Origin of the sequence: Sphingomonas sp. 179-I 2A4 NHS (genome assembly GCF_045369135.1) — a bacterium.
Lineage (GTDB): Bacteria > Pseudomonadota > Alphaproteobacteria > Sphingomonadales > Sphingomonadaceae > Sphingomonas.
The window spans coordinates 82,612-95,305 of record NZ_JBIQFL010000006.1 but is presented as its reverse complement, the minus strand read 5'-3'; the positions used below and the strand labels follow the sequence as shown (position 1 = coordinate 95,305).

The following is a 12,694-nucleotide window of genomic DNA, read 5'->3' as shown; positions in this document are numbered from 1 at the left end:
ACGACCCGGTCCGATTAGCATGGGGCCAGAAGGCGCGCGACGAAAAAACCATCGGTTCCATCATGTTCCGGGGTGAGCCGAAGGCCATGGCCGCGGGAGCGACCGAAGGGGAGTTGCACCGGCTCAGCGCGCCAGCCTGCGTGACGGGACAGGAAAGCGTCGATCTGCGCGGCGCCTTCATCGTCAAGCAGCGAGCAGACGACGTAGACCAATGCGCCGCCAGACCGAACGAGCGGCGCTGCGACATCGAGAACCTGCGCCTGCATCGCGGCATAGCGGGCAAGCCGCGCCGCAGTGAGGCGCCAGCGCGCTTCGGGATTTCGCCGCCAGGTGCCGGTGCCGGAGCAGGGCGCGTCGACGAACACCAGGTCGGCTGCGGCCGCGAGATCGGACAGAGCAGCGGCTTCCTTGCCGGGATCAAGCAGCCTCGTCTCCACGATCGTAAGGCCTGCACGCTCCGCCCGCGGTGCAAGTCGCGACAGGCGCGCGCGATCGATATCGCAGGCGATGATCCGGCCCTGCCCCGCCATCTGATCACCCAGCGCCAGCGTCTTGCCGCCGGCACCCGCGCACAGATCGACCACCGTCATCCCGGCTGACGCTTGGGCCGCAAGCGAGACTGCTTGGCTGCCGGCGTCCTGCACTTCTAGCTGACCCGCGAAGGCAGTAACATCAGTGCCGGCGGGCAAGCGTAATGCGTGTTCCAGCCCGTCGACAGCTTCGGCGCCCGGGATGGATGACGCGATCAATTTCGGATCCACGTCTCGCCGTACGCGAATGTCCAGCGGGGCGCGGTCCACCAGCGCGGGCCACTCGCCCTCTGGCACACCGGAGGCGTTCAGCCGCTCGGCCAGCCAGCCAGGGACGATGCCGGCGGACGCTGCGGCTTCCTCCGGGGCGATCGGCGCCGGGCCGTGGGCGGAGCCGTCGAAGGTTCTGGCCAGCTCGGGATCGCGCGAGGCGAGCAGCAGCACGCCCGCGCGACCGCTGGGTGGCACCTCCCCGCAGGCGCGGATCGCGGCGTAGACGAGTTCGCGAACGGCGCGGCGATCCTTCGACCCGGCGTAGCGGCGGGTGGAGAAATAGCGCGTGATCAGCGTGTCCGCAGCGGCGCCGCCCTGGCGGGCAGAGTCGATGATCGCGTCCAGCAGCTCAATGGCCGCCTCGGTCCGTGCGGCCGGGGTCATCGACCGTCAGCGCGTCGGATAGTTCGGTGCCTCACGCGTGATCGTCACGTCATGGACGTGGCTCTCCTTGAGGCCCGCGCCGGTGATGCGGACGAAATCGGCGCGTTCCTGGAGATCCCCGATGGTTGCCGAGCCGGTGTAGCCCATCGCCGCCTTGATGCCGCCAACGAGCTGGTGGATCACCTCGCGCGCCGGGCCCTTGTAGGGCACCTGGCCCTCGATACCTTCTGGCACCAGCTTCAGCTGATCCTTGATATCCCCCTGGAAATAGCGATCGGCCGAGCCGCGGCCCATCGCGCCGACACTTCCCATCCCACGGTAAGACTTATAGGCCCGGCCCTGATACAGGAAGGTCTCGCCCGGCGCTTCTTCCGTACCCGCCAGGAGCGACCCCACCATGCAGGTGGCCGCGCCAGCGGCGAGTGCCTTCGCGAGATCGCCGGAAGTGCGAAGGCCGCCGTCAGCAATCACCGGCACGCCGCTTTCGCGCGCGGCTTCGGCGCAGTCCATGACGGCGGTTAGCTGCGGGACGCCGACCCCCGCAACGACACGCGTGGTGCAGATCGAGCCCGGCCCGATGCCGACCTTGATGCCATCGGCGCCGGCATCGATCAGCGCGCGGGTGGCCGCTCCGGTCGCCACATTGCCGGCGATGACCTGCACCGAATTCGACAGCTTCTTCACACGCTCGACGGCGCGGGCCACGTCGCGGTTATGGCCATGAGCGGTATCGATCACAACGATGTCACATTCCGCGTCAACCAACGCCTCGGTCCGCTCAAACCCCTTGTCACCCACAGTGGTGGCGGCAGCGACGCGCAGGCGGCCGGCGGCATCCTTGGTCGCGTCGGGATAGGTGACGGCCTTCTCGATGTCCTTGACCGTGATGAGGCCGACACAGCGATACTCGTCATCAACGACAATCAGCTTCTCGATCCGGCGCTGGTGAAGGAGGCGGCGCGCCTCTTCCTGGCCAACGCCGATGCGGACCGTAGCGAGATTGTCGCGAGTCATCAGCTCGGCGACGGGCTGCCGCGGGTTTTCGGCGAAGCGCACGTCGCGGTTGGTGAGGATGCCGACGAGCTTCCCGTTCGTCTCCACCACCGGAATGCCGCTGATCCGATGCTGCGCCATCAGCGCCTGCGCCTCCGCCAGCGTGGAGTGCGGCGTGATGGTGATCGGATTGACGACCATACCGCTCTCGAACCGCTTCACCTGCCGCACCGCGGCGACCTGCTCGTCGACCGTAAGATTGCGGTGAAGCACGCCCATGCCACCCAGCTGCGCCATGACGATCGCCATGTCGGCTTCCGTGACGGTATCCATGGCCGAGGACAGGATCGGGATGTTGAGCGCGATATCGCGGGTCACCCGCGTCCGCGTGTCGGCGCCACTTGGCAGCACCTCGGAAGCGGCGGGGACGAGCAGAACGTCGTCGAAGGTGAGGCCGAGGCGAATATCCATGAGGTGCCGTGTCCGTGTCGCGCAGGAAGTGGCGCGCCATGTAACCGCAGCGACGGCAATCCGCTAGGCCCCCCTGCTCCTGCCTGCTACGCTTCCGCATACGCAGAGAGCCATCACATCCGGAGAGGACTTCTTCCATGGCGCTGACCGCCGCCACGCTAATCCTGGCCCTGGTGCTTTTCTATCTGATGGCGAGCATCAAGATCGTGCGCCAGGGCTACCAATATACCATCGAGCATTTCGGCCGCTACACGACCACGGCGTCGCCCGGTTTCAACTTCTATCCTGCCTTCTTCTACCGTGTCGGCCGGCGGGTGAACATGATGGAGCAGGTGATCGACATCCCCGGTCAGGAGATCATCACCAAGGACAATGCGATGATCTCCACCGACGGGGTGGTGTTCTTCCAGGTGCTGGACGCGGCGAAAGCGGCGTATGAAGTATCGGACATGCACGTCGCGCTGCTTCAGTTGACGACGACGAATCTGCGGACGGTCATGGGATCGATGGATCTCGATGAAACACTGTCGAAGCGCGACGAGATCAATGCGCGGCTGCTGAGCGTCGTCGATCACGCCACGACCCCGTGGGGGGTGAAAATCACCCGCGTCGAGATCAAGGACATCCGCCCGCCGGCCGACATCGTCAATGCGATGGGGCGTCAGATGAAGGCGGAACGTGAGAAGCGAGCGAACATCCTTGAAGCGGAAGGCATGCGGGCGTCCGAGATCCTGCGCGCCGAGGGCCAGAAGCAGGCGCGGATCCTGGAGGCCGAGGGGCGGCGCGAGTCGGCCTTCCGTGACGCCGAGGCGCGCGAGCGCGGGGCGGAAGCGGAGGCGAAGGCAACCCAGGTGGTGTCCGATGCGATCCAGGCCGGCGGCACGCAGAGCCTCAACTATTTCATCGCGCAGAAATACGTCGAAGCGGTGGGCAAGTTCGCGACCAGCCCCAATTCCAAGACCATCCTGTTCCCGGTCGAGGCAACCCAATTGATCGGTACGCTAGGCGGTATCGGTGAACTGGCAAAAAGCGCGCTTGGCGATGCGGCGGCGGGGGCGAGTGCGCCTGGCGCGACGCCGCAGGTTCCGCGCGTGCGGGAGCCGAGGCCGCAATGACGCCGCTGCTCTGGCTATCGGTTGCCGTGGTGCTGGGCATCGCGGAATTGCTGGTGCCGGGTGTGTTCCTGATCTTCCTCGCCATCGCCGCGGCAGTGGTCGGTGTCGCGCTGTTGGCGCTGCCCGACCTCCCGCTGGTCGCCCAACTTGGCGCCTTCGCCGTCTGGAGCGTAGTGACAGTGCTGATCGGGCGGCGCTGGTATGTGGATTATCCGGTGGAGACGAGCGACCCGCTACTGAACGACCGCGCGGCCCGGATGGCCGGCGAGATCGTCACCGTCTCGGTTCCGATCGTCGCCGGCTCCGGCAGGGTGCGCGTGGGCGATAGCGAGTGGCCAGCGTCCGGACCGGATGCGGAAGCCGGAACGCGAATGCGGGTGGCGAAGGTAACTGGCGGGATTGTGTCGGTGGAGCCGCTGTAGCGGGGCCGGGCGTAGCCTTACAGTTCCGCGGCTTCAGCCGGTTCACTCCTCGTGGTTGCGTCCTCAGCGATGATACGGCGGCGCGGCAAAGCCTCCGGCATCTCGTCGCGGATGAAGGCAAGCATCTTTTCGCGCATGTCGCAGCGAAGGTCGAACGCGGTGGGCGCGTCCTTGGCGGTGGCGAGGACGCGAACCTCGATTGCATCCGGCTTCGTATCCGTGACCTGAAGCGCGAAGCCGCGACCATCCCAATGTGGGCTGGCACGTACGACCTCTTCGTATTTCGCCCGCAGACGAGCGACGTCAGTGGTGGGATCCAGCCAGAAGAAGGCACTGCCAAGCAACTGACTGGTGTTTCGCGTCCAGTTCTGAAACGGCATCTCGAGGAACCGTGAGACGGGAACGATCAGCCGCCGCTCATCCCATAGAGCGACGACAACATAGGTGAGGCGGATCTCCTCCACCCGACCCCACTCGCCCTCGATGATCAGCACGTCGTCGATCCGCACTGGCTCGGTGAAGGCAAGCTGCACGCCTGCGATGAGGTTCTTGAGCGCTGGCTGTGCGGCCGCACCGACCGCGAGACCCGCAAGGCCGGCCGACGCCATCAGCGTGATGCCGATGCTGCGAATGCTGGGAATGGAGAGCAGCATCAGCGCGATCGTCAGCACGCCGATACCGATAACTACGATCCGCCCCAGGATCGCGGCCCGGGTCCGGCGCCGACGGGCACGCAGATTATCCGCAACTGAGATGTCGTAGTGAATCTCGACCGCCCGAACATACACACGGACGATGGTGATCAGCAGCCAGCCGATCAGTCCGGGCACGATCAGGCCGGCGGCGAGTTGCCACAGCTCGTTGCCCCACTTGGGAAGCTCCAGAAAACGTCGTGCGGCGGCCAGTGCGATGGCGACCGCGATCCAGCGCAGCGGACGCCGCGACAAAGCCAGAGCGGCATCGTCCATCGAGTCGGGCGTACGCACGGCAATACGTGTCGCGATCGCATGCATGACCGCGTGGAACAGGAGCGCGACCATGATGGCCGCTGCGACGATTGCCAGGTTCGTAATCGCCGCCGGCACTTCCCAGCGGCTCACCTCGCTCCAGTCAAAGTTCATGAGCGCTCAAAGACGGGAGCCGGCGCGCTGGTTCCGCGCGCCGGCCACCGGATCAGGCAGGCTGAGCCACCTTGGGTGCCGAGTCGCGCACGCCCTGGTCGACGTGATCGGCGAACTGCGCGAAATTGTCGTTGAACAGGTCGACGAGCTTCGCGGCCGTCGCGTCATAGGCCGCCTTGTCGGCCCAGGTTTCGCGTGGATCGAGGATCGATGCGTCAACGCCCGGCACTGACACGGGAACCCGGAAGCCGAAGTTCGGATCCGTGCGGAACTCGACGTCGTTAAGGCTGCCATCCAGCGCGGCGTTCAGCAGGCCGCGCGTCGCCTTGATCGGCATGCGATGGCCGACGCCGTACTTGCCGCCCGTCCAGCCGGTGTTGACCAGCCAGCAATCGACGCCACCCTTGGCGATCCGCTCCTTGAGGAGATTGCCGTAGACCGACGGGTGGCGCGGCATGAAAGGCGCGCCGAAGCAGGTGGAGAAGGTCGCGTCCGGCTCCGTCACGCCAATCTCGGTGCCGGCAACGCGCGCCGTATAGCCGGACAGGAAGTGGTACATCGCCTGGTCAGGAGTCAGCTTGGCGATCGGCGGCAGGACGCCATAAGCATCGGCGGTGAGGAAGATGATATTCTTCGGGACGCCGCCCATATTCTCCTTCGACGAATTCGGGATGAAGTCGATCGGATAGGCACCGCGGCTGTTCTCCGCGAGGCTCGCGTCATCGAGGTCGAGCGTGCGGGTCACCTGGTCCATGACCACGTTCTCCAGCACCGTGCCGAAGCGCTTGGTGGTCGCGAAAATCTCTGGCTCGGCATCGGGCGAGAGACGGATCATCTTGGCGTAGCAGCCGCCTTCGAAGTTGAAGACTGCCGTGTCGGACCAGCCGTGCTCGTCGTCACCGATGAGGGTGCGGCTGGCGTCGGCCGACAGCGTGGTCTTGCCAGTGCCCGACAGGCCGAAGAACACGGCGGTGGAGCCGTCCGCGCCCATGTTGGCCGAGCAGTGCATCGGCATCACGCCGGTCGGCGGAAGGAGATAGTTGAGGAGGCCGAAGACCGACTTCTTCATCTCGCCCGCGTACTTCGTGCCGCCGATCAGAATCAGCTTCTCGGTGAAGTTGACCGCGATCACCGTCTCGCTGCGGCAGCCGTGGCGCGCCGGATCGGCACGGAAGCTCGGCAGATCGATGATCGTGTAGTCAGCGACGAAATTCTTGAGCTCGCTTTCTTGCGGGCGAACCAGCATCGTGCGGATGAAGAGATTGTGCCACGCGAGCTCGTTGATCACGCGAACCCGGACGCGGTGGCCGGGCTGCGAGCCGCCGAACAGATCCTGGACGAACAGATCTTCCTTCTCGCGCAGGCAGGTGAGGAAATCTTCCTTCAGCGCGGCGAAATGCGCCGGCTCCATTGCCTTGTTCGACTTGCCCCACCAGACGGTGTTTTCCGTCTCGGCATCCTTGACGATGAACTTGTCCTGCGCGGAGCGACCGGTGTGCGGGCCGGTTTCCACGACCAGCGGACCATCCGCCGACAGCTTCCCCTCGCCTCGCGCCACGGCCGCCTCAACCAGGCGCGCGGTGACGAGATTCCAGTGGAGCGTCGCGCGGGTCTCGATCCCCTGCGTCTCGAGGCCTGCGTCGGGAATTCGATCGCTCACTTATTTTCCCCTAACTTTTGTGGTTCTCTACTCTCGCACGAATGCGACTTGACGGATCGCATATCGGCGGGGTGCCACCTCGTCAAACAACCACGGCATTGAGCGCGTCCCGGCTTTCGACTACCCCCGCCCCATGACGGCAACGATCGCGCTCGTCGACGACGACCGCAACATCCTGACCTCCGTGTCCATCGCGCTGCAGGCCGAAGGGTTTCTGACACGCGTCTATTCGGATGGCGAGACGGCCCTGAAGGCGCTGACCGAAAACCCGCCCGATCTGGCGATATTCGACATCAAGATGCCGCGAATGGACGGGCTGGAACTGCTGCGCCGGCTGCGGGAGCGCAGCCGAATCCCCGTAATCTTCCTGACCAGCAAGGATGATGAACTGGACGAAGCGCTGGGCCTGGCGATGGGGGCGGACGATTATATCGCCAAGCCATTCAGCCAGCGGCTGCTGATTGCGCGGATACGGGCGATCCTGCGGCGCACGGAGCTGAATCATGCCGCTGACCCGGGACAGTCAGAAGCCAATCCGCCGCTCGAGCGTGGTCGGCTGACCATGGACCCGGCCCGTCACCGCGTGACGTGGAAGGGCGCGGCCGTCACGCTGACGGTGACGGAATTCCTGATCCTGGAGACTCTGGCGCAGCGCCCAGGCATCGTGAAGACGCGAAACCAGTTGATGGACGCCGCCTACCAGGACGACATCTATGTCGATGATCGAACGATCGACTCCCACATCAAGCGGGTGAGGCGCAAGTTCCGGGAGGTCGATCCGGAGTTCGACTCAATCGAAACCCTGTATGGCGCCGGATATCGCTTCTCCGAGGAGTGAGGGCTCCGACCTCACGCTTCGCTGGTCGGGCCGGGTCTCACTCACCCGGCGCATCCTTGCGGTCAACATCTTTGCATTACTGCTGCTGGCCGGCGGCTTTTTCTATCTCGATTCGTACCGCACCCGCATCCTGGACAATCGCGCCGCTCAGGCGATGCGCGAGGCGCGGCTGATCGCGGAAGCACTGCAAGCCGTTCCCCCCGACGCGCGCGACGCGCTGATCCTCCGGATGGCCCGCGACAGCGGGACCCGCGTGAGGCTCTATGACCCGAACGGCGGACTGATCAGCGACAGCAGAGCGCTGGGTGAGCGCAACTTCGTGCTGCGCGATCCGGACAAGGACGGGCTGGACCAGAAAGCGGCACGGTTCCTGGATGCGGTGATAGACACGGTCGTCGGCGCCGCACGCCCCCCGCTGTACCGCGAGCGACGCAACGGGTTGATCTGGCCCGACATCAACGAAGTTCGTGCCGGCGGCACGTCGAGTACGATCTGGCGCGCGCCGGATCGCACCCCGGTGATCACCGCTGCTGCACCCCTGGAACGGTTCGGGCCGGTCGTGCTGACGACCGTGAACGCGCGGGACATCACGCAGACGGTGCGCGTCGAGCGGTTTCGGCTGAGCGTCGTGCTACTGGTCGTTGCAGTCGTATCAGTCCTTCTGTCGTTGTTCCTGGCGCGCACGATCGTACGGCCGCTGCGTCGCCTCGCCCGCGCGGCGGTTCGCGTTCGGCTGGGTCGGGCGCGCGAGGTGGTGGTGCCGCGCCTTCCTGAGCGAGGCGACGAGATCGGGATGCTAGCCCGGGCACTGTCAGACATGAGCCTGGCGCTGCGGGCGCGGATCGATGCGACCGAAGCCTTTGCCGCAGATGTGACTCACGAGTTGAAAAACCCCCTCGCCTCGCTCCGCTCCGCGGTGGACGGGCTCGGCAGTGTAAGCGATCCGGTCTTGCAGGATCGGCTACTCGCCATCGTGCGGGACGACGTTGTCCGGCTCGATCGCTTGATCAGCGACATCTCGGAAGCCTCCCGGCTCGACGCGCAACTGAGCCGCGCGAAGTTCGAGCCGGTGGATATAGGCCAGATGCTGGAAGGCCTGCTTCGCCAACGCGAGGAGCGCGGTGTGGAACGCGGCGTGCGGCTCCGCTTCGACCGCGACGAGCAGCTTCCCATGATCGTGCCGGGGGAAGGAGCGCGGCTGGAGCGGGTGTTCGAGAATCTGCTCGATAACGCCATCTCCTTCTCTCCCGACGGCGGCCTGATTTCGGTGGCGGCGATCCGGCGCGGCAGCATGCTTGAGCTTCGCTTCGAGGATGAAGGCCCGGGCGTGCCGCCCGAGGCACGCGAGGCGGTGTTCCGGCGCTTTCACTCGATCCGCCCGACGGACGAGCGGTTCGGCCAGCATTCCGGACTGGGGCTGGCGATTGCGCGGACGATCGTCGAAGGGCATCAGGGCACGATCGACGTCGAGTCGCGCGAGGATCGGCTGAGTGGTGCCCGCTTCGTGGTACGATTGCCGCTCAGCGATCGAGGTTAAGTAAGGCCGGAGTTGAGGCGTTGGATGGGCGCGAGACGATTCATGCCTCGACCGTGGCGATCGAGGGCCGCGCGGTGATGATCGTTGGGCCTTCGGGTGCAGGCAAGTCCGACCTCGCGTTGCGCCTGATCGATCGCGGCGCGACGCTGGTGGCGGATGATTATACCAATTTGTCTCGAGACGGTGACACATTGGTGGCCTCGGCGCCGGCAACCATCGCCGGACGGATCGAAGTGCGCGGGTTGGGCATTGTCGAGACGCGCCATGTTGATGATGTGCCGGTGGCGCTCACCGTGGACCTTGGCACAGACGTGCCGCGGATGCCGGAGCCATCCACCATGACCATCGCAGGCATCGCCATTCGCCGGGTTGCGCTCAACCCACGTCCTGCTTCCGCGCCGCTGCTCGTCGAATTAGCGCTTAGGTACGCTTTGCCATGAATCGGCTTCCGGATATCCTCCTTGTCACCGGCCTTTCTGGTGCAGGCAAATCCACGGTGTTGAAGACGCTGGAGGACCTCGGCTGGGAGGTGGTCGACAATCTCCCCTTGTCTTTGCTCGATCGCTTACTGCGTGCCGAACCAGTGCCCCGCGAGGGGCCAGTCCGGCCACTTGCAATCGGCAGTGGCGCAACGACGCGCGATTTCGTGCCAAGTGCGATCATCGAGCAGGTCGAGCGTGTCCGTGCCGCGGGAAAGCAGGAGATCAGCGCGCTGTTCCTCGATTGCGCGCCTGACGAGTTGGCACGTCGCTATGACGAGACTCGGCGACGCCACCCGCTCGCGCTGGACCGACCGGCGCGTGAAGGGATCGAGCAGGAACGTGTGCTCCTCGAACCACTGCGCCGCTGGGCCCCACGCTTGATCGATACCAGCCGCTACAACGCTTCGGAGCTCGCACAGCGGATCCGCGCCGATTACGCACGCCCGGGCGTTGGGGAGCCGACGATCTCCGTCTGCTCGTTCGGTTTCGCGCGCGGGCTGCCGCCTGACGCCGATCTCGTCTTCGATATGCGATTCCTGCGCAATCCGCATTGGGACCCAGAGCTTCGGCCAGGCACCGGTCTCGACGATGACGTTGCGGCCTACGTGGCGGATGACCCTGCTTACGAGGAGGTGATCGGCAAGATTGAGGACCTGCTGCTGTCCGTCCTGCCCCGGTATCGGGCGGCAGGAAAATCATATATAAACATCGCTTTCGGCTGTACCGGCGGGAGACATCGGTCAGTGCATGTTGCCGAACGGGTCGCGGCACGGTTGCGCGCGGCGGGATTTTCGCCCACCGTCGTACATCGTGATCTCGCGGCAGTGCCGCACGATGCGCTCGAGGGACGGCCTGACGGGCAATGAGTGAATTGACGACGCAAATGATCGGGCTGGTGCTCGTGACGCATGGCCGTTTGGCCGACGAATTCGTGACCGCGATGGAGCATGTCGTTGGCCCGCAGCAGCAGGTGCGCACGGTCGCGATCGGGCCGGACGACGACATGGAGGCGCGCCGCGCCGACATTCGCGCGGCGATCGCCGAGGTGGATGCCGGCCGCGGCGTGATCGTGCTGACCGATCTGTTCGGGGGCACGCCATCGAACCTCGCCATCTCGCTGATGGAGCGCGGACGGGTGGAGGTGATCGCTGGTATCAACCTGCCGATGCTCATCCGGCTAGAGTCCGCACGCCGCAAGCTGGGCGTCGCTGCCGCCGTTGCTGCCGCGCGCGAGGCAGGGCGGAAATATATTTCCGTCGCATCCGAGGTGCTTGGCGTGGGCGAGGCTGCTGCGTGACGGTATCGCGCAAGGTGCTGATCGCGAATAGGCGCGGTCTTCATGCGCGTGCCAGCGCCAAGTTCGTGACTCTGGCCACCCAGCAGCCGATCCCGGTGCAGGTGTCCAAAGGCGGATCCGCGGTTACGGGCACATCGATCATGGGGCTGATGATGCTCGGCGCCGCGAAGGGTGACACGATCACCATCAGTGCGCAGGGCGACGGTGCTGACGCGGTGGTGGCGACGATGTGCGAGCTCGTCGAGGCCAAGTTCGGCGAAGATTGAGGGCCCATGCCCCGTACGATTACCGCCTTTTCCAATCCGCTCGTGAAGCGCGTCCAAGCGCTGCGAGACAAGCGACACCGCCGTGAAGAAGGCCTGTTCCTCGCGGAGGGGCTGCGTATCCTGACAGAAGCGCGCGAAACCGGTCGCGTGCCGCAGTTCCTGTTCTTCGCGGCAGCGAGCGCGCGTCACCCCCTGGTGCAGGCGCTGATCGAGGCCGTAGAAGCGCGTGGCGGAGAGGCTATCGAGACCAGCGAGGCGATCCTCTCCAAGCTGTCCGGCAAGGACAATCCGCAAGCGGTGGTCGGTGCATTCGAGACGTTCGACACATCGCTGGAGGCGCTGGACCGCTCGACGAGCCCGATCTGGCTGGTGGCGGAACGGCTGCGCGATCCGGGTAACCTCGGCACGATTCTGCGAACCGGTGATGCCGTTGGTGCGGGCGGCCTCATCCTGATCGGCGACAGCGTCGACCCTTTCTCCACCGAGGCGGTTCGCGCGAGCATGGGCGCGCTGTTCACCGTGCCGCTGGTGCGCACGACGTGGGACATGTTTCTGCCGTGGCTGCGGGGCGGGCCCGGCCAGCTTGTCGGCCTGAGCCTTCGCACCGACAATCATTACCGCAGTGCGCCCTATGTCGCGCCGACCTTCCTCCTCACCGGCAACGAGGCACAGGGCCTGCCGCGGGAGCTGGAGGATGCCTGCGACCTGCTGGTGAAGATGCCGATGCTGGGCAAGGCGGACAGCCTTAACGCTGCCGTCGCAACCGCAGTGATGGCCTATGAAGTGCTGGCCCATCACCGGCCCACCGAGGGATGCTGAGATGACCGATCCTGCCGACCTGCCCTATCGCCCGTGCGTTGGCGTGATGCTGCTCAATCGAACCGGTCAGGTGTTCGTCGGGCAGCGGCTCGATACGACGCTTGAGGCCTGGCAGATGCCGCAGGGCGGGATCGATCCGGGCGAAGAGCCGCTGACTACTGCCATTCGTGAACTGGGCGAAGAGACCGGAATTACGCCCGACGACGTCGAACTGATCGCCGAGGCGCCTGGACAATTCCGCTACGATCTGCCGCCCGAACTGATCGGCAAGGTTTGGAAGGGGCGATATCGTGGCCAGATCCAGCGCTGGTTCCTGTTTCGCTTCACGGGCACCGATGCCGATATCCGCATCGCGACCGCGCATCCGGAATTTCGTGCGTGGCGCTGGGCCGATCCCAAGGATCTTCCAGCGTTGATCGTGCCGTTCAAGCGCGCTCTCTATCGCGAGGTCCTCGCCGCATTTTCGGCTCATCTTGGCTGAGCCAC

General features: G+C 65.4%; 14 protein-coding genes. 10 read left to right on the top strand and 4 right to left on the bottom strand.

Annotated elements, in window-relative coordinates; all coding sequences use genetic code 11:
- Positions 1-14 precede the first annotated feature (14 nt).
- On the bottom strand, positions 15-1,187 hold the full coding sequence (locus tag ACH0CP_RS12165; RefSeq protein WP_406889196.1) for an RsmB/NOP family class I SAM-dependent RNA methyltransferase: 1,173 nt from the start codon (positions 1,185-1,187) through the stop codon (positions 15-17).
- Between the two features lie 6 nt (positions 1,188-1,193).
- Entirely contained in the window at positions 1,194-2,651 is a 1,458-nt protein-coding gene (guaB, locus tag ACH0CP_RS12160; RefSeq protein WP_294441546.1) for an IMP dehydrogenase, read from the bottom strand.
- Between the two features lie 137 nt (positions 2,652-2,788).
- Here guaB and ACH0CP_RS12155 point away from each other — a divergent pair, with 137 nt between their 5' ends.
- Positions 2,789-3,766 (top strand): SPFH domain-containing protein, encoded by a 978-nt coding sequence (locus ACH0CP_RS12155; RefSeq protein ID WP_406889194.1) that lies wholly within the window; start codon positions 2,789-2,791, stop codon positions 3,764-3,766.
- Complete coding sequence (locus tag ACH0CP_RS12150; protein WP_406889192.1) at positions 3,763-4,188, top strand: NfeD family protein; 426 nt, start codon at positions 3,763-3,765, stop codon at positions 4,186-4,188. The genes ACH0CP_RS12155 and ACH0CP_RS12150 overlap by 4 nt, the downstream gene beginning before the upstream one ends.
- A 17-nt stretch (positions 4,189-4,205) precedes the next feature.
- Here ACH0CP_RS12150 and ACH0CP_RS12145 read toward each other — a convergent pair whose 3' ends face one another.
- Positions 4,206-5,309 (bottom strand): mechanosensitive ion channel family protein, encoded by a 1,104-nt coding sequence (locus tag ACH0CP_RS12145; protein ID WP_406889189.1) that lies wholly within the window; start codon positions 5,307-5,309, stop codon positions 4,206-4,208.
- Between the two features lie 52 nt (positions 5,310-5,361).
- On the bottom strand, positions 5,362-6,969 hold the full coding sequence (locus tag ACH0CP_RS12140; protein WP_406889187.1) for a phosphoenolpyruvate carboxykinase: 1,608 nt from the start codon (positions 6,967-6,969) through the stop codon (positions 5,362-5,364).
- 133 nt (positions 6,970-7,102) lie between these two features.
- Here ACH0CP_RS12140 and ACH0CP_RS12135 point away from each other — a divergent pair, with 133 nt between their 5' ends.
- The 8 genes from ACH0CP_RS12135 to ACH0CP_RS12100 are packed head-to-tail and all read left to right on the top strand — an operon-like array spanning position 7,103 to position 12,689.
- Positions 7,103-7,807, top strand: a complete 705-nt coding sequence (locus tag ACH0CP_RS12135; RefSeq protein WP_294441555.1) for a response regulator transcription factor — start codon at positions 7,103-7,105, stop codon at positions 7,805-7,807.
- Positions 7,776-9,344, top strand: coding sequence for a stimulus-sensing domain-containing protein (locus tag ACH0CP_RS12130; protein WP_294441556.1), 1,569 nt, complete (start codon positions 7,776-7,778; stop codon positions 9,342-9,344). Before ACH0CP_RS12135 ends, ACH0CP_RS12130 begins: the two co-directional genes overlap by 32 nt.
- Positions 9,345-9,364: 20 nt before the next feature.
- A complete protein-coding gene (locus ACH0CP_RS12125; protein ID WP_294441557.1) occupies positions 9,365-9,784 on the top strand; it encodes an HPr kinase/phosphorylase in 420 nt (139 codons plus the stop codon).
- Entirely contained in the window at positions 9,781-10,692 is a 912-nt protein-coding gene (rapZ, locus tag ACH0CP_RS12120) for an RNase adapter RapZ (protein WP_406889185.1), read from the top strand. The genes ACH0CP_RS12125 and rapZ overlap by 4 nt, the downstream gene beginning before the upstream one ends.
- 17 nt (positions 10,693-10,709) lie before the next feature.
- Positions 10,710-11,123 (top strand): PTS sugar transporter subunit IIA, encoded by a 414-nt coding sequence (locus ACH0CP_RS12115; RefSeq protein WP_294441632.1) that lies wholly within the window; start codon positions 10,710-10,712, stop codon positions 11,121-11,123.
- Positions 11,120-11,389, top strand: a complete 270-nt coding sequence (locus ACH0CP_RS12110; RefSeq protein WP_406889183.1) for an HPr family phosphocarrier protein — start codon at positions 11,120-11,122, stop codon at positions 11,387-11,389. The genes ACH0CP_RS12115 and ACH0CP_RS12110 overlap by 4 nt, the downstream gene beginning before the upstream one ends.
- Before the next feature lie 6 nt (positions 11,390-11,395).
- Positions 11,396-12,208, top strand: a complete 813-nt coding sequence (locus tag ACH0CP_RS12105; protein WP_294441561.1) for an RNA methyltransferase — start codon at positions 11,396-11,398, stop codon at positions 12,206-12,208.
- Between the two features lies 1 nt (position 12,209).
- Entirely contained in the window at positions 12,210-12,689 is a 480-nt protein-coding gene (locus ACH0CP_RS12100) for an RNA pyrophosphohydrolase (RefSeq protein WP_406889181.1), read from the top strand.
- The last annotated feature ends 5 nt before the right edge of the window (positions 12,690-12,694 follow it).